At 66.4% G+C, this 21275-nt stretch carries 19 protein-coding genes; 12 read left to right on the top strand and 7 right to left on the bottom strand.

All coding sequences use genetic code 11. The features are described from left to right. Positions 1-131: 131 nt before the first annotated feature. Both ACFWF1_RS26205 and ACFWF1_RS26200 read right to left on the bottom strand, forming a co-directional pair. The gene (locus ACFWF1_RS26205; protein WP_379287697.1) at positions 132-491 is read right to left on the bottom strand and encodes a hypothetical protein; all 360 of its coding nucleotides are present in this window, start codon (positions 489-491) and stop codon (positions 132-134) included. After that, complete coding sequence (locus ACFWF1_RS26200; RefSeq protein ID WP_379287695.1) at positions 488-2059, bottom strand: peroxidase family protein; 1572 nt, start codon at positions 2057-2059, stop codon at positions 488-490. Before ACFWF1_RS26200 ends, ACFWF1_RS26205 begins: the two co-directional genes overlap by 4 nt. Positions 2060-2537: 478 nt before the next feature. On the opposite strand from ACFWF1_RS26200, the gene ACFWF1_RS26195 reads away from it, so the two are divergent. Genes ACFWF1_RS26195 through hemC form a run of 5 tightly spaced genes read left to right on the top strand, consistent with a single transcriptional unit; the run spans position 2538 to position 8025 of the window. Beyond that, positions 2538-4169, top strand: coding sequence for a PfaD family polyunsaturated fatty acid/polyketide biosynthesis protein (locus ACFWF1_RS26195; RefSeq protein WP_379287875.1), 1632 nt, complete (start codon positions 2538-2540; stop codon positions 4167-4169). Positions 4170-4215: 46 nt separating this feature from the next. Beyond that, positions 4216-5475 (top strand): cytochrome P450, encoded by a 1260-nt coding sequence (locus ACFWF1_RS26190; protein WP_379287693.1) that lies wholly within the window; start codon positions 4216-4218, stop codon positions 5473-5475. After that, positions 5475-6473, top strand: coding sequence for a hypothetical protein (locus tag ACFWF1_RS26185; protein WP_379287684.1), 999 nt, complete (start codon positions 5475-5477; stop codon positions 6471-6473). Before ACFWF1_RS26190 ends, ACFWF1_RS26185 begins: the two co-directional genes overlap by 1 nt. Next, positions 6463-7047, top strand: coding sequence for an O-methyltransferase (locus tag ACFWF1_RS26180; RefSeq protein WP_379287683.1), 585 nt, complete (start codon positions 6463-6465; stop codon positions 7045-7047). Before ACFWF1_RS26185 ends, ACFWF1_RS26180 begins: the two co-directional genes overlap by 11 nt. 9 nt (positions 7048-7056) lie before the next feature. Further along, the gene (hemC, locus tag ACFWF1_RS26175) at positions 7057-8025 is read left to right on the top strand and encodes a hydroxymethylbilane synthase (protein WP_379287682.1); all 969 of its coding nucleotides are present in this window, start codon (positions 7057-7059) and stop codon (positions 8023-8025) included. Positions 8026-8040: 15 nt separating this feature from the next. Here hemC and ACFWF1_RS26170 read toward each other — a convergent pair whose 3' ends face one another. After that, complete coding sequence (locus ACFWF1_RS26170; RefSeq protein ID WP_379287681.1) at positions 8041-8637, bottom strand: winged helix-turn-helix domain-containing protein; 597 nt, start codon at positions 8635-8637, stop codon at positions 8041-8043. A gap of 411 nt (positions 8638-9048) precedes the next feature. Here ACFWF1_RS26170 and ACFWF1_RS26165 point away from each other — a divergent pair, with 411 nt between their 5' ends. Beyond that, positions 9049-9498, top strand: a complete 450-nt coding sequence (locus ACFWF1_RS26165; protein WP_379287679.1) for an SRPBCC family protein — start codon at positions 9049-9051, stop codon at positions 9496-9498. Between the two features lie 56 nt (positions 9499-9554). Here ACFWF1_RS26165 and ACFWF1_RS26160 read toward each other — a convergent pair whose 3' ends face one another. Then, complete coding sequence (locus ACFWF1_RS26160) at positions 9555-10154, bottom strand: TetR family transcriptional regulator (RefSeq protein WP_379287677.1); 600 nt, start codon at positions 10152-10154, stop codon at positions 9555-9557. Between the two features lie 127 nt (positions 10155-10281). Between ACFWF1_RS26160 and ACFWF1_RS26155 the strand changes: the two genes are divergently transcribed. The 6 genes from ACFWF1_RS26155 (at position 10282) to ACFWF1_RS26130 (ending at position 17490) form a co-directional block, all read left to right on the top strand. Next, positions 10282-10818 (top strand): hypothetical protein, encoded by a 537-nt coding sequence (locus ACFWF1_RS26155; RefSeq protein ID WP_379287675.1) that lies wholly within the window; start codon positions 10282-10284, stop codon positions 10816-10818. A gap of 11 nt (positions 10819-10829) precedes the next feature. Continuing rightward, the gene (locus tag ACFWF1_RS26150) at positions 10830-11795 is read left to right on the top strand and encodes an alpha/beta hydrolase (RefSeq protein WP_379287673.1); all 966 of its coding nucleotides are present in this window, start codon (positions 10830-10832) and stop codon (positions 11793-11795) included. Between the two features lie 27 nt (positions 11796-11822). Further along, positions 11823-12608: a class I SAM-dependent methyltransferase gene (locus ACFWF1_RS26145; protein WP_379287874.1), complete on the top strand. Its 786-nt coding sequence runs from the start codon at positions 11823-11825 to the stop codon at positions 12606-12608. A 158-nt stretch (positions 12609-12766) separates the two neighbouring features. Further along, complete coding sequence (locus ACFWF1_RS26140) at positions 12767-14074, top strand: aldehyde dehydrogenase family protein (RefSeq protein ID WP_379287672.1); 1308 nt, start codon at positions 12767-12769, stop codon at positions 14072-14074. A 263-nt stretch (positions 14075-14337) separates the two neighbouring features. Further along, entirely contained in the window at positions 14338-16446 is a 2109-nt protein-coding gene (locus ACFWF1_RS26135) for an aminotransferase class III-fold pyridoxal phosphate-dependent enzyme (RefSeq protein WP_379287670.1), read from the top strand. A gap of 270 nt (positions 16447-16716) precedes the next feature. Further along, positions 16717-17490, top strand: a complete 774-nt coding sequence (locus ACFWF1_RS26130; protein ID WP_379287668.1) for a response regulator transcription factor — start codon at positions 16717-16719, stop codon at positions 17488-17490. Here ACFWF1_RS26130 and fabG read toward each other — a convergent pair. From fabG to ACFWF1_RS26115, 3 genes are read right to left on the bottom strand one after another with little or no spacing between them, the layout of a single operon-like run. Next, entirely contained in the window at positions 17436-18140 is a 705-nt protein-coding gene (fabG, locus tag ACFWF1_RS26125) for a 3-oxoacyl-ACP reductase FabG (RefSeq protein ID WP_379287666.1), read from the bottom strand. The two genes, ACFWF1_RS26130 and fabG, sit on opposite strands and share 55 nt — an antisense overlap. A gap of 15 nt (positions 18141-18155) precedes the next feature. Further along, positions 18156-20510 (bottom strand): FtsX-like permease family protein, encoded by a 2355-nt coding sequence (locus tag ACFWF1_RS26120; protein WP_379287664.1) that lies wholly within the window; start codon positions 20508-20510, stop codon positions 18156-18158. Next, entirely contained in the window at positions 20507-21274 is a 768-nt protein-coding gene (locus ACFWF1_RS26115) for an ABC transporter ATP-binding protein (RefSeq protein ID WP_379287662.1), read from the bottom strand. The genes ACFWF1_RS26120 and ACFWF1_RS26115 overlap by 4 nt, the downstream gene beginning before the upstream one ends. Between the last annotated feature and the right edge of the window lies 1 nt (position 21275).

Below are 21275 nucleotides of genomic sequence, written 5' to 3'. Positions count from 1 at the left end.
ACCCGCCGGTCGGCGGATCGCCTGTCCACCTATTCGTTATGACGGGGACCTTGGATCGGAATACGTCGACCGTGCGGCCACGCGCCAATGGCACCGCAGTCGATGCGGTGCCATTGGCGACGGCTAACTGTTCAGTGTTGATCCGAGTCGGGCGGGCGGCCGACGATGAACGATTTGCCGGGGATGGGGAGCCTGCTCACGGCCATCTGCGAGTACTGCAGCAGGGTCTGCACACCGGGCGGCATCGGCACCGCCCCGGCCGCCGCGTGCTGACCGGCCGAGGCCGTGCCGGTCAGCCGCGCCACGATCAGTTCGAGATCCTTTGCGGCAGTTCGGCAACGGGCCGCGTACGTGGTCATGAAGGCGCAGAACTCGGACGAGACGCCGACCGATCCCTGCAGGCGGGTGCCCAGTTCCTCCAGTCGGGTGGCGCACTCCTGGAGGGTCGCGGCGTCCGCGATCAGCGTCTGCGCCTTTTCGGCCACGGTCATTGGACGTCCTGGCGGGTCATGGTCACCAGCCGGGGTTGGGGATCCTCGGGAACATTGCGGTGCAACACATCCGACAGTGTCCGGGTGGTGTCGATGACCTCCATGCCGATCTCGGTGAACGTCTCCTGGTTCAGGATGCGTGGCGCGACAAGGGGATTGGTGAGCGCCTGGGAGAACGCGTCGATCGCGATGATCTTGGTGAGCAGTGGCCCGAGGATGGCCACGTCGGAGCCGCGTTCCTCGGCGAAAAGCCCGACGTAGAGGTCGATGTCGTCCACGCTGCGGTACAGGTCGCGGACCGCGCTGTACACCTTCGGGTCGCTGGAGAGCTGCCGGAAGTCGTGGATCGGGCGCATCTTCAGGTGCTTGCGGTAGGCGTTGTACGGCGCGAGCCGCAGCTGCCGGGAGCGGGTGATGCTGGCCAGGTCGGTGGGGACCAGCGAGGGGTCGGTATTGAACAGCCCGATCTGGCCGGCGCCCTGCCGTGAGGCCTCTTCGAACGTCCGGCCGAGACCGGCCTTGGGCAGCAGTGGGCCCGCGTACAGCGTCTGTGTCACGGGCAGCTCGCGCCCGCCGACGGTGAGAATGGACGGAATGAGACTGTGCCACCGGTAAACCAGATTGAATTCCACCGAGGCCCAGTTCTGTCGCTGCCACGGCGAATCCGCCACATCGTTGCTCAGCCGCGGGGTCAGTTTGAACTGGAAATGGTACGGCGTGATGTGGTTGATGTACTCCTCCAGCACCAGCTTGAGCAGCACCACGATGAGAATATTGCGGGTCGTCTGGAACAGCCGTTCGTCGTCCCAGTCCGGGTGTTCGTCGGCCAGCAGCCGCGCCAGCCGATTGTGCTCACGCAGGAACAACACGGTGAGCATGGTGAAGCCGATCTGACTGTTGCCGCGATCGCTGCCGGTGGCGAACAAAGTGTCGCGCTGGCCCTTGGTGAGCTCGTTCCAGTGCACCACACCCAGCGCCGAGAACTCGGCCTTGATCTTCCCGTTCTCGCACAGATACGGCGGGTACTCACCGCCATTGATGGACTGGCTCTTGAGCCGGCCGGCCTCGTGACTGCGCAACTGCGCCGTCGCCTCATCCGTGAGTCCGTACAACTGATTCAGGTCGATGCTGTGGTTGGACGAATTCTTGCGCGGGTCCGGCGGTACGTGACTGTCGCTGCGCAGAAAGCCGTCGGTGAACCACTGCGCGAAATAGGCCAGCATGACCGTCGAGCGGCGGCACGGGATCATCCCGCCCGCGCGGGTGAACAGGCTCTCGGTCGCCTTGACCGGCGGCCTGCCGGTCTCCGCGTCATCGATCGGCGGCAGGTGCCGCCCGCTGTAGGTGCGGTCGTTCAGCGACGACCAGGAGGTGTACGGCGCCATGGTGCTCAACGGCTCTGGCCGCGGCGGCATCTCGCGGATCGCGTGATCGATGAGATAGGTGTTGAGACCCTCCCGCACCGGCGCGTAGCGCTGGGCCAGATCCCATACCGGCTTGCCGTTCGTCAGTGCTAGGTACCGCAGGCGGTTCGCGGCGCCATCGGTGGCGATGCTCCGGGCTTTCATTCTCATACCTCCGTGTTTCTCTTCGTGGAACAGGCCGTTCGCTTCTTGCCGGAAACGAGCACTATCCCCAGAAAGGGGAGAGCGGCAGATAAAACGACCATGGCAATAGCCGCAGCGGGGCTACTCGCCACGATTCTGTCGAATCGATGGTGCAGGTTCGACGGGATCGACCGGCGAATAGTGAGTAGAACCCTCTCGATGAATTTCGGATAATTTCCCAGCTGGCAGTCGAGCCGTTGGGCAAGGCTGTGACCTGCGGACATGAATTCCTTCTCGGGTCGGATGTCGAACACCGGTAACGCATTCAGTCTGGACAAGGCCGGTCGAGTCGGTCAATACTCGGGCACTGCAACCTTCGGATCCATTGTGTACCGGTCCGGTCCTATTACTTTCTTCTCATGGAATCGGCGATCGTGCTGCCCAAGAATTGGTTGCGGACGGATATTCCGTTCGGACGCCGACAGTTAAGGCCGTGCGCATGGAACCTGAAGTGCTGCCCCGAACGCGCTGGACCGAGGGTGCGACGCTGACGTGGCACTCCGAGGGCGAACCGCCGGTATTCCGCGGGCCGGGGATAGCCGCCTTCGCGGCGCGCATCCGTCAGCCGCTCTACCTGCTCACCGGCGACCGCGGGTCGGCGATCGGTGTCGGCAGCGGCGGCGTGGTGGAACCGGGAACCGGCCCGTATTCGGTCGTCGGTCTGCTGCCGCCGCTCTACCCGGAACGGCTCGGCGATCGTTCCTTCGGCGACGCGCACGGCGTCCGCTTTCCTTATGTCGCAGGGGAAATGGCCAATGGCATCGCGACGACCGCCATGGTCATCGCGATGGCGCGAGCGGACATGATGGGCTTCTTCGGCGCCGCCGGACTCTCGCCCGGTCGAGTGGCCGCCGCTGTCGCGGAACTGGTTTCGGCCCTGCCCGGCCGGGCCAACTGGGGGGTGAACCTCATCCATTCACCCGCCGAGCCCGCCACCGAAGACGCGGTGGCCGACCTGCTGATTGCGAACAACGTACCGGCGGTGTCTCTTTCGGCGTTCATGGAGCTCACCCCCGCGGTGGTGCGCATCGCGGCGAAGGGACTGACCACGGACGCGCACGGCCGAATTCACCGCCCGCGCAGTGTTTTCGCGAAGGTGTCCCGGCCCGAGGTGGCCGCGCATTTCATGGCTCCCGCGCCCGCGGAGTTGTTGCGGGAGTTGGTCGAGCGCGGACAGCTGACCCCCGAGGAGACCGAACTCGCCGCCCAGGTGCCGGTCGCCGAGGACATCACCGTGGAGGCCGACAGCGGCGGCCACACCGACAACCGTCCGCTGACCGCGATGCTCCCGGTCATTCTCACGTTGCGCGACACCATTTCTCGCCGTCACCGGTACGACCGGCCGATCCGGGTCGGCGCGGCGGGTGGTCTCGGCACCCCCGGCGCGGTGGCGGCCGCGTTCGCCCTCGGCGCCGCCTACGTGCTGACCGGCTCCATCAACCAATCCGCGATCGAGTCCGGCCTCTCCGCCGACGGCAAACGCATGCTCGCCGGGGCCGGGGTGGCCGATGTGGCGATGGCGCCCGCGGCGGACATGTTCGAGTTGGGGATCAAGCTGCAGGTACTGCGTCGCGGCACCATGTTCCCCTTTCGCGCCGAGCGTCTGCATCAGATCTATTCGAATCACGCCGCGTGGGCGGAGGTCCCGGCGCAGCTCCGCGCCAAGGTCGAAAAAGATTTGTTCCGAACCTCTTTCGATGAAGTGTGGGCCGGTACCCGCGCCTTCTGGCAGGAGCGGGAGCCGGCCCAGGTGGCCCGGGCCGAACGCGACGAACAGCACCGGATGGCCCTGGTGTTCCGCTGGTATCTGGGCATGTCCAGCCGGTGGGCGATCCGCGGCGACGACACCCGCCGCGGCGACTACCAGATCTGGTGCGGGCCGGCGATGGGCGCGTTCAACCAGTGGACCGGCTCGGGTTTCCTGTCCGACCCGGCCGACCGCTCCGTCGTCCAGATCGCCCGGAATCTGCTCGAAGGCGCCGCCGTGCTCACCCGGGCGCAGCAGCTGCGCAGCCACGGGATCGCAGTTCCCGCAGCGGCTTTCGCGTTCGCCCCGCGTCGCCTTTCCTGAACGACCAACCGCATACCGCACCAACAACTAGATGGAGGTTGATCCAATGACGACAACCGAGACGATCGCAGGCGGTTATCTGGAACAGTACGACGCCGCCGGTCCGATGGGACAGGTGGAACTGCTACAGAAATGGTTCCTCAGCGACTCGCAGGAGCTGTTCGCCGAGCTCCGCGCCCATCGGCCGATCCTGGTGACGCCGGCGTTCACCGTAGTGACCCGATATGCCGACGTGACCGAAGTGCTGCTGCGCCATGAGATTTTCAACGTCCGCTACGACCCCGCGTTGGCCACCGCGTTGGGTGGACGCCACATCCTGGCTTCCGACGGGGAAGTCATCAACTGGCGCGAACGCGGGATGCTGCAGGTGATGCTCGCCCCGGAGGATCTGCCCCGGCTCAGGGAGGTGGCGGGCCGCTTCGCCGCCGAAGCCCTGGACGAGGCCTGGCCGACCCGCCGCATCGATGTCGCCACCGGGTTCGTCCGGAAGGTGATCATCCGAATGTGCCTGGAATACCTCGGTTTCCGCGGGGCCGACCCGAACGACCTGTCGGCCTGGGTGCGGCCGATTCTCGCGGACATGGTGACCAACTTCGGCAATGACCCGGAGATGCGCAAGGCGACCGAGCACGCCGGCGGCGAATTGATGGGCTGCCTGCGCGACCTGGTGGCCCAGCGGCGCGCGGGAGTGACTGTGCCACACCGCGATCTGCTGACCAGGCTGCAGAACACCAGCATCGGTTCGGGCCTCGACATGGACGACGAGCGGGCGGCGATCAACCTCGGCGGGATTCTGCTCGGCTTCGTGGAGAACGGCATGAGTTCGGCCACGCACTTGGTGGAGCAGTTGCTGCGCCGCCCGGAGCTGCCGCTGCAAGACGTCGCGCAGGATCCGAAGCAATTCGACCCGTATGTGTGGGAAGCGCTGCGGCTGAACCCGTTCTTCAAGATGGTTTCCCGGGTGACCGGCAGCGAGTACACCGTGGCGGCGGGCACGGCTCGGGAGACCACCATCCCCGAGGGCAGCTTGGTGCTGGTTGCCCTCGAATCGGCGATGTCCGACGAGGATCACGTGGCCGATCCGATGGCCTTCCGCCTGGACCGGCCGCCGCACATCTACCAGCTGCACTTCGGCCTCGGCCACCACAACTGTGTGGGGTGGGGCCTCGGCGCGGCCACGGTCGCCGAGTCGGTGCGGCAGCTGTTCCTGCGCGATCCGTGGCCGCTGCCGGGACCGGAAGGCCAACTCGTGCGTGGGCCGGAAGGCTTTCCCCGGCACCTCGTGGTCGGGCTGGGCGACCACTGATGACCAAGGCCGAGAGCCCCACCATCACCCCCGTCCGCCGCAGGCTGGACGTGACCGGCGTCAACCCGCTGCGCGCCCGATCGCGGATGCGCAAGCTACTGCACCGCGACCTGCTCACCCCCGCCGATCTGGTCGCGCCGATCCTGGTGCAGCCCGACCACCGCGACCTGGCCCGCTACCGGTACCTGCCCGGCGCGGTGCCGGTCTCCGGGATCGCCGACTACGCCGAGGAATTGAACGCGGCAGGCGTGCGGGCCTGCCGGGTGCTCGTCTACGGCGAGCACAAGACCCTCGACGCCGCCGACGCGTTGAAACCCGACAACATGATGGTGGACGCGATCCAGTCCATCCGAAACACCGTGCCGGACATGGTGATCGCCACCGAGGTGTGTGGCTGCGCCTGGACCGACACCGGTGAATGTGTGCTGCTCGATTCGCGCGGGCACACCGACATCATCGGCACCTACGAACTGATGGCACGCATGTCGGTGTTGCACGCGCAGGCCGGTGCCGACATGGTCGGCCCGGCGGCCGTGCTCGACGGCTCGGTGCAGGCGATCCGGTTCGAGCTCGACGAGGCCGGGTTCACCGACGTGAGCGTGACGCCGTCGGTGATCTTCGATTCCGCGCTGTTCGGTGTCTACAAGTCGACGATGAACACCGATCCTGGCCGCGGCAACCGCCGCGGCTTCCAGATCGACGCCTGCCAGCCCGGCCAAGCGCTCGACCAGGCCGTCCGCTGGATCTACGAGGGTGCCGACGGTTTGCTGGTGCAGCCCGCGATGACCGCCATCGATCTGCTCACCCAGCTGCGCGGCATGACCAGGATGCCGCTGACCGCGTTCAGCGTCTCCGGTGAGGACCAGCTCTTCGCGTCGGCGCCGATCGCCGTGCAACTCGAATACGCGCGGGCGCTCAAACGCGCGGGCGCGGACCTGATCCTGACCTACGGCGCGCTGCGCCTGGCCCGAGCTCTGGAGGACAGCCATGAACGATGAACCCTCCGTGGTGCCGCCGCTGGTGGTGCAGGCCCAGAAGGCCGCCGCCGACGCGGGTTTCGTGATGTCGTGCACCAACCGGACCGGCGCGCTGCTGCGCACCCTCGCCGCGTCCAAACCGAACGGGCGGGTGCTCGAGCTCGGCACCGGTGTCGGCGTCGGGTCCGCCTGGCTGCTGTCCGGGATGACCATCAACTCGCAGCTGATCACGGTCGAGGCCGACCGCCCGATCGCCGCGCTGGCCCGCGGTGTACTCGGCGACGACGCTCGAATTGCCGTGCACACCACCGACGCCGACAGCTGGCTCGACGATTACACCGGGTCCGGGTTCGACCTGGTCTTCGCCGACTGCCGGCCCGGCAAGTTCCGCCGCCGCGACGACCTGCTCAAGTTGCTGCTGCCCGGCGGACTGTTCATCGGCGACGATCTGCTTCCGCAGCCGATGTGGTCGGCCGGGCAGCCGACCAGGGTCGGCCAGTTCCTGGCCGAGATCCCCACCCAGGAGGGCATGCACGTGACGCTGCTCAACTGGGACTCGGGTCTGGTCATCGGCGCCCGGACCTGGCAGCGGTAGGTCCGGCACATGTCGCGCATCATCCGGATCGCCACTCGGTCGAGTCCGATGGCCCTCGTGCAGGCCGCGCACGTGGCCGACCACCTGGCAAAGCTCGGGGCCGCAACGGAACTGGTCACGGTCACCGCCGCGGGGGACCGGTGGATGGGCGACCTGGCTCGGCTAGGCGGCAAGGGCGCGTTCGTGAAAGAGATCGACGACGCGCTGTGCGAGGGACGGGCCGACCTCGCGGTGCACTGTCTCAAGGACATCCCCGGCGACGTCCCGCTCGCCGCCGGGCTGTCGTTCGCCGCGTTTCCGCCGCGCGGTGATGTGCACGATGCGGTGGTCACCCGCAGCGGCGCGCGGCTCGCGGAGTTGCCGGAGGGGGCTGTGGTCGGCACCAGCTCCGTCCGGCGCACCGCGCAGCTGCGCCTGCACTATCCCTATCTGCGCGTGAAACCGTTGCGTGGCAACGTCAATACCCGGTTGGCGCGGCTCGACGAGGGGCATTTCGACGCGCTGATCGCGGCGGTGTCGGGCCTGCACCGCGTCGAGCTGGGCCATCGGATCGCGGAGGTGCTGCCGATCGTGGTGATGTGCCCGCCGATCGGCGCCGCGACCATCGCCCTGGTCTGCCGGACGGACGATGTCGAGCTGGTCGAACTGGCCGCGATGCTCGACGACCCCGACACGCACCGGCAGGCGGACGCCGAGCGCGCCATGTTGCACGCCTTGCAGGGGCACTGCAACTCGCCGATCGCCGGTCTGTGCACGACCGATCCGTCCGGACGACTTTCCTTGCACGGCAAGGTGTTCGATCTGGACGGCGCGCGCTGGCTCGACTCGCACCACTGGGGCGTGCCGGACGAGCCGCTCGCGCTCGGCTTCTTCGTCGGATCCGATCTGCTGCGCCAAGGAGCGGGCACTCTCATCGATTCGATCCCGCACTGCCGGGAGATCGCCCTGCGGGACGGTCCGAACTACTCACCGATCTGAGCGGGCCGGGGCGGCTCAGTTCTGCCGTCGCCCCTCGTGGCCGAGAATGTGGTGCGCGGCGGTGATGGTGACGTGAGTGGTCGGCGTCGGGCCGTGATTGATGATGTGGTGCGCGGTGCTGGTGAGGGTGTGCGCCAGCGTCTGCAGCACGGCGGGGTGCAGATTGCGCAGAGGATTCCTGGTGTCGTTCGACTGTTCGGTGCGCTGGGCGAGCGTGCTGAGATGGCTGGCCGCGTGGTAGAGCGTGGTGATGTCGGTGTAGCGCTGTTGCCAGCGCTGCGGCGTGCTGTCGTCGCTCGATAAGTGTTCGCCGTCGGGTGTGCTGAGTTCGCCGGTGTCGGTAGTGGTTTGGGTGAATTGTCCGTGCGGGATGGTGGTGGCGAGGTAGACGCCGCGACCGGGCTGGGTGGTGGTGAGACCGTGCTCGCGGAGTTTGCGCAAGGCCGCTGCCGCGGTGGCCATGGAGACGCCGTAGGTGGTCATTAGTTGAGATTGCGAGGGAAGTCTGTCCCCTGGTTGGTAGTGACCGTTATGGATGGCCGTGATGAGATCGACGGCGATTGCGGCTGCGGTGGCCCGGTGGGCGGGGTCGGCTAAGTTGGCGGCGGTCACTCCGGAGACTGTAATCCCAAGCAATCCAGCCGGTTTGGATTGGTCGGCTGTGTGTCCGACTTGCCGACTGTGTGGCGGTCGCAGCGCAGGCACCTATTCGCGCGGTCCGGCTACTGCGGTAACAACGCTTATCCGTCCTTCGATCCCATCGCCTATTTTGCGACCATCGGCCTAGTGGCAATCCGTTGACCAGGTTTCACGGCTGAATTAGCGTAATTGTTGGATGTTCTGAATTCCACGGGCCCGCAAGAGAATTCATGACAGTCGGGCCGCATTCGAGCGGTCATCACTGTGCGCACTCGCCTGTGAGAGCACCGTGCATCCGGAATATCCGGAAAAACCTCGACCGGTACGGCATGGCCGGCCCGCTCAATTCGTTCCCGATTCCCATTCCGCCTGAGGAGAACTGACATGGACTACCCCGAACACCCCGACACCGACGCCGCGGTCGTCGTCGAGCAGAGCATCCGCATCGGCGCGCCGATCGAGCGGGTCTGGGCCCTGCACACCGCTATCGGCGCCTGGACCACCTGGCGCACCGACATCACCGAGGCCACCATGGACGAACCGCTGAAGCCGGGCTCGACCTTCCACTGGCACACCCCGCGGATCGGCATCGAGTCCACCATCTATGCCGTCGATGCCCCGCACCGCATCCTCTGGGGCGGGTCCCAGCACGGCATCACCGGCATCCACCTGTGGACCTTCGAGGCCGACGACGACGGCACCCTCGTGCACAGCACCATGTCCTGGGATGGCGACCCGGTCCGGGCCGACCTCGACAATCAGCGCGACGGGCTGGCCAACTCCATGCACGTCTGGCTCGAAAAGCTCCGCGAGACAGCGGAATCGGCGGCCTGAGTCCGCATTGATCGGATGAACGTGCCGGCGGTACGGGTACGTACCGCCGGCTGAATCTATTGTCCGGCAGTGCCGCCGACCATGCGGAGGGCGAGGTAGGCGTAGTGGTCGGCGATGTCTTCGGGGGTGAAGCGTCCGTTGTCGCGGAACCAGCGCGCGACGTCGATGCCGAGGGAGAGCACGGCGATGGAGGTCATGTCGGCGTCGACGGCGTCGAACACGCCGCTCGCGTTGCCGGCGTGCAGTACCCCGCGAACCATGGTGAGCACCTCGCGCCGGATCGCGAGGATCTCTGCGCGATGTTCCGGTTCGAGTGAGCCCAGTTCGTAGCTGACGATGCGCGCGAGCGTGTGGTTCACCGCGTAGTCGAGCACGAAGCTGCGGACCAGCCCGGTGAGCTGCTGAACCGGATCGTCGGTCGCCGCGATCTGCTCGGCGAACGCGCGGGCCGTGCATTGGTGGCCCTCGAGTGCGATCAGGTAGAGCAGGTCTTCCTTCGACTTGTGGTGCACGTACACCGCGGCAGGGCTCATGCCTGCGCCCGCGGCGATGTCGCGGGTGGTGGTGCCGTGGTAGCCCTTGATGCCGAACGCGTCGATCGCGGAGGCGAGCAAGCGGTCCTTGGGGTTGGCCGAGGAATGTGTGGTGTCGGTCATAGGCCTCCTTTATTGACGAGTATGGCAACTCCAGGGCAAACTAAGCAAGCGCTTAGAGGTAAGCAATCGCTTAGTTTCGGTATTCCGTTTCGGTAGATCGCTCCACTCTCCAGAAGAGGTCGGACTGATGAACGAAGACGAGTTCGCGCGATACGTAGAGCTGTACAACTCCGGTAACTATCGCGACGTGGTGGACAGCTACTACCACGAGAATGTTCGGATCGACATCTACGGGGTGAACTTCACCCGTGGCGCGGCGGACACCCTGCACTGGTTGCAGTCCACTCATGTCGGCCTGCTCGAAATCATGATCGTCGACGGCCTCCGGGTCAGTGCGAACGGTCGTGACATCTACGCACGGGTCCGCGAGACCTTGGTGGCGCTGGAGGCCGTGAAACGGTTGGCGTCCGGGCCATTGGCGCCGGGGCAGGTCAGAACGACCACCTTCGCCGCACACTATGTCGTCGCGGACGGCAAGTTCGTGCACGTCACCCTCGATCTCCCCAGAGCCCCACTGCCGCAGGCCGATCGGCCGACGAGAGCTCGCGAATTCCGGCCTGCGCCGGTGGTTACGCCGATCATCGGGTACGTCGACGACCGCGTGGTCCGCGGTCCGGATCAATGGATTACCGGCAGTCAACCCGAACGCTCCTATCCGAACTGAAGGGGACCGTCATGCCGTTGGATCCAGCCATCGAAATCCTCGTCGAGCAGCTGGCGGCCGTGCCGAAGCCGGCCAGGGAGCTGACCATCGCCGAGAAGCGGGCCCGCAATGCGCTACTGGCGCTTGCCATGTCGCCGAACCCGCCGCTTCAGGTCAGTTCGATCGGTGACGACAATCTGGCCGGTGTGCCGGTGCGGGTCTACCGGCCGAGAGCTACCAGACGGGTGCCGACCGTCGCCTACTGCCACGGTGGCGCCTTCGTTTACGGCGATCTGGACACCCACGACGAGGTCGCTCGGCGGCTGTGCCGGGACCTGGGTGCGGTGGTGGTCAGCGTCGGCTATCGGCTCGCGCCGGAACATCTGTACCCCGCCGCACACGAGGACTGCCTGGCCGTGACGCGGTGGATCGCCGACCACATCGATGAGTACGGTGGCGCGAATCTCGCGGTGGCCGGGGACAGTTCGGGGGCAAACCTGGCGGCGGGGGTGGCTCTCGGTTTTCGGGACGAGGGCAGGCCACTGGCCGGGCAGTTGCTCGCCTATCCCAGTCTCGATCTGTCCCACCGCGTCAACTACCCGTCGTACAGCGTCTACGTGACCGGCGACGTGATGGCGCCGGGCGAGGCGGCCGACTTCGCCAAGCTGTATCTCTCCAGTGATCCGACAGCCTGCGATCGCGCGCCCGCCTCGCCGCTGCTGGCGACGGACTTCACCGGCCTCGCCCCGGCCGTGATCGCGACCGCCGAGTTCGATCCGGTGCACGACGAGTGCCTCGCCTACGCGCACGCGCTCACCGCCGCGGGCGTTCCGGTCACAATGTTGGACTATCCCGGACTCATTCACGGATTCCTCAATCTGGAGGCCGTCTCCCCGGCCGCCGCGGGTGCCGTCGGTGAAGTGTTCGGTGCATTCGCGGAACTGCTCAATAGTGCTGTGGTCCAGGAGAATCCACTTGAGCGGAGTGCCGTGGCATAGTGCCGCAGGCCTGATCCGCCGAATAGTATTCGCGCAGAACAGGAGACCGTCATGTCTGTGTTCGACACTCTCGGCGACATCTACCAGCGTTCCGCGACGGAACTGCCGTTCCGGGAACATCTGGAGCGCTACTCGATGCATCGGGTAGTGGGCGATGTGACCGGACTCGACGTGCTCGACCTCGGCTGCGGGTCCGGGCTCTACGCTCGCCGCTACGCCGAGGCTGGGGCCGCATCGGTTGCGGGCGTGGACATTTCGGAGGGGATGCTGGCCACCGCGCGGGCGGAATCCAGCGCCGGTCCGGCGACGCTCGAGTACTTTCTCCGCGACGCCGCGCATCCGGCCGCCGCAGGTGATCCCCTGCTGGACAACCGATTCGACCTCGTCACCGCCGTGTACGTGCTGTGCTACGCGACCACGCCGACCGAACTCGCCGGGTTCTTCGCGACCGCCCGTGCGGCACTGCACGACTCCGGCCGGATAGTCGCCATGACACTGAACCCGGACTACGGACTCGGCCGCGACTATTTCGCACGCTACGGATTCACCATCACTCAGGACGCCGACCGCGAAGGCGCGCCGGTCACGATGGGCGGCACGATGCCCGATGGTGCGCAGTTCAGCGTGACCGCATACTGGTGGTCCCGCCAAGCGTATGAAATCGCCGCGAGGGCAAGCGGATTCGTCAACTTGCGCTGGACGGCACCTACCGTGTCCGCGGCAGGCCTCGCCGAGTACGGCGAGGACTACTGGGCCGCCTGCCTCGCCGCACCTCACGCTCTGATCCTCGAAGGTGAGGTGGATGCGGACTGACGCCTCGATAGCCGATCAATACCAACGTTGTATAGACCGTGTCGCTGGGGCACGGGCACACTGGTAGCGACTTGTTCGGCTCATTTCTCCATCGAGGTTCGCTCGGCGACCGTCGATCGCGGTGCGGCGTCCGGGTGTCCGAAAGGAAGCCCGCATCCATGAACCCGACCGATCTCGTGACCCGTCTTCGCGTTCCGGTCCGCGCGGGGCTGACCCGGCCACTGGGCTGGCGCACCCGGCAACTCCGGCAGTTGCGTGCGTTGCTGACCGAGTGCGGGCCTGATATCGCCGCTGCGTTGTATGCCGATCTGCACAAGCCCGAAAAGGAGTGCTACGACTACGAAATCGACTTCGTGGTCCGGGAGATCGACCATCTGCTGGGTCACCTGGAGTCGTGGCTGACTCCCGAACCGGTCCCGACGGCGGGCTACGGATATCCCGACGGGACCACCGCGAGCACTCGATACGACCCGCTCGGGGTGGTGCTGGTCATCGGCACCTGGAACTATCCGGTGCAACTGCTGCTCGCGCCCATCGCGGGCGCCTTGGCGGGCGGCAACACCGTGCTGGCCAAGCCCAGCGATATCGCGCAGGCGACCTCGGCGCTGTTCGCTCGGCTGCTGCCGCAATATTTCGATGCCGACACCCTCGTTGTGGTCGAGGGCGGTGTGGCCGAGACGACCGCGCTGCTCGCCCAACGGTTCGACCACATCTTCTTCACCGGTGGCGGCACCGTCGGGCGCGTCGTGATGACCGCCGCCGCCGAGCATCTCACCCCCGTCACCCTCGAACTCGGCGGCAAGTCCCCGGCATTCGTCGACCGCGACGCCGACCTCACCGAAACAGCGACCCGGTTGGCCTCAGCCAAGTTCTCCAACGCCGGACAGACCTGTGTCGCACCCGATTACGTGCTCACCGACCCCGCCACCGCCACCGCCCTGGAGACGGCCCTGCCCTCGGCCATCGCGAAGCGGTTCGGCTCGGATCCCGCGACCTCGCCGCACTACGGCCGGATCGTCAGCCAACGCCACTTCGACCGCCTTGTCGCACTGCTGGATTCCGGCCGCCTGGTCACCGGCGGCGAGCACGACCGCGCCCAGAACTACATCGCACCAACGGTATTGACCGATGTGGCACCGGATTCCCCGGTCATGCAACAGGAAATCTTCGGACCCATCCTGCCCATCGTCCTCGTCGAAGACCTCACCCACGCCATCGATTTCATCAACGACCGCGACAAACCCCTCGCCCTCTACGCCTTCACCGACTCCAACACCACCAGAGAACGCCTGACCACCGAAACAACCTCCGGCGGAATCTCCTTCGGCCTCCCCATGGCCCAACTCCGCAACTCCGACCTCCCCTTCGGCGGCGTCGGCGCCAGCGGCACGGGCCACTACCACGGCCGCCACTCCCTGGAAACCTTCAGCCACAAGAAGGCCATCCTCGACGTCCCGCTCAGCTGAGCGAAATGCTGCCGAGCGAAATGCTGCTCCGACAAGCGTTGATATTCATATCAGCGTTCGACCGATGATCAGTCGGTGTTGCCGACGCTATCCTGACGTGACTCGAGCATGCCCCGGATAAGGGCTGGTGGCTTTTCGCCTGAACCGCCACAATCTTTCGAGTTTCAGCAAGGAGCGTGGCGATGCCGACTGAGGTGGCTCCGGAAGACTCGCGGTGGGCGCGGCCGAAAGTTCTGGCTGCATTTGTCGGTAACCATGAGCGGGTGCGTGCTGTATTGGCCGAGCGGGTGGCGGCGAAGTCGCCGAACATGGTGTTGGCGAGTACGTATGTTCCGCCGGATGGTGCTGTTGCGGCGTATCTGTTGCATCGGATGTTCAGTTGCGGCGATTCCAGTGGGGCCGCGTGGCATTCGGTGTTTGTGAATTCTGGGGTCGAGGCGCTGGGGACGGTGCTGAAGTACCTGCGTAACCGGCACAATCGTGGTGCGAGCAAGGGGGCCTGCCGCATCCTGATGCTCGATCCGACGGGGACCGCGCGGTACGCATTCGGGCACGCGGTTCCGGGGCTGCAAGAGGTGGTCGCGGACGGCTTGGTGATTGTCGATACCGTCGAGGAATTTTCGGATCGGCTCGATGCGGGCTGGGAATCGTATGTCGTGGTCGCCGACGGTCTCGCGCCGGAGGTGGTGGCTCCGATGTGGGCCGCGCTCGGCGTTGCCCGCGAGCACGGCGCGGTGGTGGCCTTGGGCCTGCTCGGCGACGAGGGCGCACTCGATACCCTGCGTGGCGCGGTGGCCGTGGCCGATCTGGTGTTTCTGGGCGAGGTTACGGCGGGGAATGAGATGCCCTGTGGCACTGTGTCGTTCACCCGCGAGATGTTCGCGCTGTGGAACAACACGATGGACAGCATCGCGCACGTGTCGACCTTCGGCGGCAACGGGCTGGCCATGCACATGTTGTCCGAGACCTTGATGCGCTGGCGGCCGACGGATCGCCACGAGCGTGCGGCGATAGCGCGGATGCGGCGCAGCCGCGTGGTGCGCAGTGCGCGACTGCGCATGCACAGCAACACCTGGCAGACTCGGGCGATCGATCTGGCGGCCATCAATTTGACCTTCGACCAAGCCGACGGTGTCACGTATCGGCTCGGCGAGCGCACCTATATCGACCTTGCGTCCGGTACCGGTCCCGCATTTCGTGGGCACAATGTGCAGTCGCCCGACGCGATACTGACGGCGGGTACGGTCGGCGACGAAACGCCCAGGCTGGAAGCGAAGTTGGCGCAGCTGACCGGATTGCCGATCATGCTGCCCGCGGTGAGCGGGCAGAGCGCGGTCGACAATGCGATACTGGCTGCCCTGTGCTGTCGGCCCGGTCGCGCAACGGTAATCACCTGTCGGGGAAACTATTCCGGTAAAGGACCGATGTCGCTCGCGGTGAGCCGGACGAGTTCGTTCTTCCGCGACCGTGATCAGCATGCCTTCAGCCCGTATCCGGTCGACGTGATCGAGGTCGACCTCGACGATATCGACGGCCTGCGACGAACCCTGCGGCGCGACGACATCGCCCTCGTCTGGCTGGAAGTCGTGCAAGGTTACGACTGTGTCGAGATACCGCAATCGATACTCGACGAAATCGAGCAGCGGCGTGCGGCCGCCGGTTTCCTGGTCGGTGTCGACGAGATATTCACCGGTTTCTGGCGCTGCGATATCGACAACTTCCTGACCTGTACCGGTCGCGGCTTGCGGCCGGATCTGGTGGCGCTGTCCAAGGCGCTCAGCGATGCGCTAGTCCCGATCGGGGCGGCGCTGATCTCGGCCGAGGTCTTCGAGCGGATGTCGCGCGCGGCGCCTGATATGGCGTATTGGCTGCGCACGCACTACCGCAACGATATGGCGGCGGCGCTCGCCCGCATGGCGATCGACGCCGCCGAACACGATCGGCGCGGCGCGGCCGATATCGAGGCGGCCATGGACGCAATGTTGCGCCGGGCGGTGCGCTCACCACTGTTCGCGGAGTATCGGCGGACCGGATTGCTCGGCAGATTGGTGCTTTCGCCGCGCGCGATCGGCGCGCGACCGAGACCGTCGGTGCAGAATTACGCGGAGGCGGTGGTCGCCAGGCTTATCGGAAAACGTTGTGGCGCAATTACTTTGCAAATGCGTATCGCGCCGAGCACGGCAGGCGCCGGGGCAGCCGAGTTGATCACGACCATGGCCGAGGTCGGCGAGTTTCTCGAGCAGCTGCCGCGCTGGACGGTGGATCGCACGACGCTGAGCTCATTAGTGGGAACCGCAGGGCGCGAAATTGCCGCCGCACTGCTTCGGGTACGTGAGACCTATGGCGACCGAAAGGATAGAACGCTTGATTGAAATTGGTTCCAACGAGGCTAATGCAAATCGACAGTGTGCACATGAAGAATCGTTGATTTGCACAATGTATTCCGGATGAAACTGCGCAGTCATGCATCATTAACGTGCTACCCTGGTGAGCATTCGCTGGGACCGATAGGAGCGTGAGATGTTTTGTCACGCAATGGAACTGATCACGCGGAATGGCGTGCCCCGCACGCTCGCGGCCCGATTACCGAACCCGTCACGGCACCGATCCTCGGATCGGTGAGTGAGTGCCGAGGAACGGGCATGTCGGCGCACAGATCGGCGAGCATTCGGCTGGTGGTCTGTGCGGACAGCGCCTTGATGCGTTCGGGTTTGTGCGTGCAATTCGATCGCGAGCCGGATATTGATGTCGTCGACGACGTCGCCGGCGGGCACAGCCTGCTCGGTGCCATCAAAGCGCACGCACCCGATGTCGTCCTGCTCGTCGGCGCGGTAGAGGGAAAACATCGCCTCGCGGAGATTGTCGCGGCCTCGAAGGTCATCATGGTCATGACGGAGGAGGACGTGGCTCGCGCCGTCAAGCTCGTCCGGACCGGCGTGCGCGCCCTGCTGTCCTCGGGCTGCTCGCCGTTCGAGCTGCTGTGCGCCATTCGGGTTGTCGCAGTGGGTAATCGGCTGGTGGTTCCGCCACAGATCGTCGGAGGGCTGGACCATGTCGTGGCGTCCAGCGTCACCCGGAATCTGGATATTCAAGTGGCAGGCAGCCTGACTCGTCGCGAGGCCGAAGTCCTCGGGCTGCTCGCGCACGGCCGCTCCAATGCGGAAATCGCACGGCAGCTGTCGGTTTCGGCGACGACCGTGCGCAGCCACGTGCATCATGTCCTGCAGAAACTGGCGGTCGGGACGCGTGGGCAGGCCGTCGCGGTGGCCTACGAGACCGGCTTGATCGCGCTGCTCGACGGTGGCGCGGACAACGGGCAGGCGCACGCGCCGCAACAGGCCAACGGCGTGCGCCGCGGTCGTCAGTGGCCCATGCCGAGCCCGCCGTCCACCGGAATCACCGCGCCGGTGATGTAACCCGCGTCATCGCTGGCGAGAAAGCCCACCACCCGCGCGATCTCGGCGGCACCGGCGATGCGGCCGAGCGGAATCTTCCTGGTAACCTCGGCCCGCCACTGAGGTGTCAGCGAAGCCGTCATATCGGTGTCCACGAATCCCGGCGCGACGACGTTGACGGTGATGTTGCGGGCGCCGAGCTCGCGCACGAGGGAGCGCGCCAAGCCGATCAGGCCCGCCTTGGACGCCGCGTAGTTCGTCTGCCCCGCCGAACCGAGCAGCGCTGTCACCGACGACACCAGGATGATCCGGCCGCGCCGCTGTCGAATCATGGTCTTGGCGGCCCGGTTGATCACCCGGAACGTGCCGACCAGGTTGGTGTCCAGCACGGAGGCGAAGTCGGTCTCGGTCATCGACGCCAGCAGCACGTCTTTCGTGATGCCCGCGTTGGCGATCAGCACGTCGACGGGGCCGAGCCGCCGCTCGATCGTCGCGAAGGCGAGGTCGACCTGTCGCTCGTCGGTGACATCGCATGCCACACCGAACAATCCGTCGGGCGGCGCACCCGAACGCACCGACACCGCCACCGGTTTGCCGCGGCCCGCGAGTTCGCGGGCGATGGCGAGACCGATGCCGCGGTTGCCGCCGGTGACGAACGCGGCGTGGTCCATCAGCACACCTCCCGCTCAATCGGATCGTTCGCGCATGATCGCGGCGAGGTCGAGGCCGCGAACGGCGCGCAGCCCCGGTAGCAGCGACACGGTCGCGACGGCAAGGACCGCCAGCGCCGCGATGCCCAGCGTGTCCGGACGGACGACGAGGTCGAGCTGGAACTGGTCATTGGTGTAGGTGGACAGGAAGCTGCGGCCACCGAGCACCCCGAGCACCAGGCCCGGCCCGACACCGAGCAGCGTGATCAGCAGATTCTCACCGGTGATCAGCCGCGCGACCATCCCGGGCGGCATACCGCCCGCCCGCAGCACGCCGACCTCGCGGCGCCGCTCGACGATGTTGATCGACATCGTGGTGAAGATGATCGCGAAAGCCATCGCACTGCCCAATGCCAGCATCACGCCGACGAATACGAAGAACAGGTTGGCGTAGCGGTCGATCAGCCGGTTCAGCTCGGCCAGATCCTCGTAGGCCGCGACGCCGGGGCGGCTGGTCAGCTCGCGCTTGAGCTGGCCGGGATCGGTGCCCGGCGCGAATCGCAGCAGCGCCGAACTGACCGGCAGCGGTGCACCCGCCAGCCCGTCGAGTTGTTCGATCGAAAGGTAGGCGAAGCTGCCGATCGGCTCATCGAGCACGCCCTCGATCGGCACCCGAACAGCCTGCACGCCGGGCACTTTCACCTCGACGGTGTCGCCGCTGTTGACGCGCAGCATGTTCCGGATGCCCTTGCCGACCAGCATCCCGTCGGCGGACCCGGACACCGTGGAACCGGCGACGGGGCGAAGTCCGTGCATCGTGGTGGCGCGGGGCAATGCGATGAGTGCGGTCGAATAGGTGTGTCCGCCTGCGGTCATGGTGACAGGCAGTTGCACCATCGGCTCGGCGGCCACCACCCCCTCGGCGCGAGTCAGCTCGGTCAGGCGGCTCTGGTCGGCAGGAGTGGTGAAATCGACTCGCGCGTCAGCGGTTTGCACCTGATGGAAGGACACGTCCAAGGCCGCGGTCATGGTGTCGAGCATCGTCCAGGAGGTGAGGATGACCAGCAGCGACAAGGCCGTGCCGAGTACCGTGCTCCAGGTGCGGCGCGGACTGCGGCCGATGTTGCGCAGCACGAGCAGCCACCGGGCCGGGAGCCGGCCCAGTGCTGGAATCACCTTTTCCGGCAGGCTGATTCGGCCGGGACCGGGTGGTGCGGGCCCGCGCATCGCCGCTGCGGGCGGAGTACGGAACGCGAGCAGCGCCGGTGCGAGTGCGCCGAGCGTGCCCGCCGCGACGCCGAAGGCCAGCCCGCCGACGAGGGTGATCGGCAAGACCTCGACGACCGCCGCCGACTGCGGCAGGTCGATCGCCCGCAGGTAGACACTGCTCAGCGCGCCGGATCCGGCCAGCCCGAGCAGGATTCCGCCGAGTGAGCCGGTGAGCCCCGCCACGATCCCGTACTGCAGGTAATGCCACAGGATCGTCGCGCGGTCCATTCCGCCGGCCAGCAGCACGCCGATCACCGGCCGATCGGTCCGCACTCGCCGGTTCAGCAGGAGGTAGGCCACCAGTCCTGCGACGCTGAGGAACAGCAGCGGAAACAGGTAGGCGAGGCGACCGAAGGCATTGATGTCCAAGCGCAGCAACCAGTTCGACGGCTGGTCGGTGCGATCGAGTATCTCCTGCGCACCGTGACTGTTCGCGATATCCCGAATCTGGTTCACCGCCGGGCCGGGCGTTCCGGCGAATCGGATCAGGGTTTGATCGGTCGCGCCGGGCGTGACCGCGGTGGCCAATGGTTCGGCGGCGAAGATCACGCCGAAGTTGTCGGGCAGCGGGAACATGTCCAGTCGGCTGCGGGCGGGCCACAGGTACTCGGCCGAGGACACCACTCCTGCGATCGGCACGTCGCGCCAGCCGTCGGCACCGAGCACCGAAAGCGTTGCGCCGGCGCGCAATCGGAAGTGGTCGGCCAGGTGGTGTTCGACCAGGACTTCGTTCGCGGCCGGATAGTGTCCGGACAGGATGGCCGGTGCGTTGATCTCGGGTGGGTGGTCCGGCGGAATGCCGACGATCCGGCCGCGGAGCTTGTCCGCGCCGACGCGCAGCGGCACGTCGGCCTGCCTGCGCACGATGGCGTCGGCGACGCCGGGCACCGCGCGTGTCCCGGCCGCGATGGCGGTCGAATCGCCGCCGGTCACCCAGACATCGGCGGACCGTTGCGTCTCGAACGTTCCGTCATAGGAGGCGGTCAGGTTTCGGTACGCGCCGTAGGACGCGGTGAACAGTGCCACGCCGAGCACGATGATCATCGTCTGCGCGGCGAACTGCGGCCATTGGGTTCGGATGTCGCGCAACAGTTTCCGCCGCAATGTCGGATGCCGGTTCACCAGGAGACCTCGCTCGCCGCCAGCGGTGTGCCTTGACGCACGTCCTCGACGATGTGACCGGAGCGCATGCGCAGCACCCGGTCGGCGATGGCGGCGATGGCCTGGTTGTGGGTGACAAGCACGACGGCGCGATCGTCGCGGTGACACAGTTCCTGCAAGAGGGCGAGTACGCTGCGCCCGGTGTCCAGATCGAGTGCGCCCGTTGGTTCGTCGCACAGCAGCAACCGCGGCCGGTTCACCAGTGCCCGCGCGATCGCGACGCGCTGCTGCTGGCCGCCGGACAGCTGGGCCGGAAAGCGGTCCGCGCACTCGGTCAGTCCGACCTCGCCGAGTACTTCGGCCACCCGGGTACGGACTGAGCCGCCGGTCAATTCGGCGAGTACGGCGATGTTTTCGTAGGCGGTGAGGGTCGGCACGAGGTTGAAGAACTGGTAGACGAAGCTCAGTGATTCCCGGCGCAATACGGACATTCCCTTCGCGTCGAGGCCGGTGAGCGCGCGGCCGTCGATGCTGATCGAACCGGTGGTAGGGGATTCGATGCCGCCGACAATGTTCAGCAGCGTGGTCTTGCCCGATCCCGAAGGGCCGAGTACCACGAGCAATTCGCCGGTGGCGATGGTCAGGTCGAACGGTGCCAGCGCGTGCACGGCGGTGTCCGCGCTGCCGAATGTCTTCGAAACACCCTGCAGCACAGCGAGTGCGGATGCGTCGGGGATGGTGGCCGTGCGGTGCTCGCGCCGGGCGCGGCCTGCGGAGTGCAACATC

Source organism: Nocardia sp. NPDC060255, from assembly GCF_042727395.1.
Lineage (GTDB): Bacteria > Actinomycetota > Actinomycetes > Mycobacteriales > Mycobacteriaceae > Nocardia.
This window is presented reverse-complemented; position numbering and strand designations above follow the sequence as displayed.

What these genes read in the sequence shown, in the direction of transcription:
- ACFWF1_RS26205 (WP_379287697.1), bottom strand. Translation starts at nt 491, where the DNA reads ATGACCGTGGCCGAAAAGGCGCAGACGCTGATCGCGGACGCCGCGACC.
- ACFWF1_RS26185 (WP_379287684.1), top strand. Translation starts at nt 5,475, where the DNA reads ATGACCAAGGCCGAGAGCCCCACCATCACCCCCGTCCGCCGCAGGCTG.
- ACFWF1_RS26200 (WP_379287695.1), bottom strand. Translation starts at nt 2,059, where the DNA reads ATGAAAGCCCGGAGCATCGCCACCGATGGCGCCGCGAACCGCCTGCGG.
- ACFWF1_RS26130 (WP_379287668.1), top strand. Translation starts at nt 16,717, where the DNA reads ATGTCGGCGCACAGATCGGCGAGCATTCGGCTGGTGGTCTGTGCGGAC.
- ACFWF1_RS26150 (WP_379287673.1), top strand. Translation starts at nt 10,830, where the DNA reads ATGCCGTTGGATCCAGCCATCGAAATCCTCGTCGAGCAGCTGGCGGCC.
- hemC (WP_379287682.1), top strand. Translation starts at nt 7,057, where the DNA reads ATGTCGCGCATCATCCGGATCGCCACTCGGTCGAGTCCGATGGCCCTC.
- ACFWF1_RS26165 (WP_379287679.1), top strand. Translation starts at nt 9,049, where the DNA reads ATGGACTACCCCGAACACCCCGACACCGACGCCGCGGTCGTCGTCGAG.
- fabG (WP_379287666.1), bottom strand. Translation starts at nt 18,140, where the DNA reads ATGGACCACGCCGCGTTCGTCACCGGCGGCAACCGCGGCATCGGTCTC.
- ACFWF1_RS26160 (WP_379287677.1), bottom strand. Translation starts at nt 10,154, where the DNA reads ATGACCGACACCACACATTCCTCGGCCAACCCCAAGGACCGCTTGCTC.
- ACFWF1_RS26180 (WP_379287683.1), top strand. Translation starts at nt 6,463, where the DNA reads ATGAACGATGAACCCTCCGTGGTGCCGCCGCTGGTGGTGCAGGCCCAG.
- ACFWF1_RS26140 (WP_379287672.1), top strand. Translation starts at nt 12,767, where the DNA reads ATGAACCCGACCGATCTCGTGACCCGTCTTCGCGTTCCGGTCCGCGCG.
- ACFWF1_RS26195 (WP_379287875.1), top strand. Translation starts at nt 2,538, where the DNA reads ATGGAACCTGAAGTGCTGCCCCGAACGCGCTGGACCGAGGGTGCGACG.
- ACFWF1_RS26190 (WP_379287693.1), top strand. Translation starts at nt 4,216, where the DNA reads ATGACGACAACCGAGACGATCGCAGGCGGTTATCTGGAACAGTACGAC.
- ACFWF1_RS26115 (WP_379287662.1), bottom strand. Translation starts at nt 21,274, where the DNA reads ATGTTGCACTCCGCAGGCCGCGCCCGGCGCGAGCACCGCACGGCCACC.
- ACFWF1_RS26155 (WP_379287675.1), top strand. Translation starts at nt 10,282, where the DNA reads ATGAACGAAGACGAGTTCGCGCGATACGTAGAGCTGTACAACTCCGGT.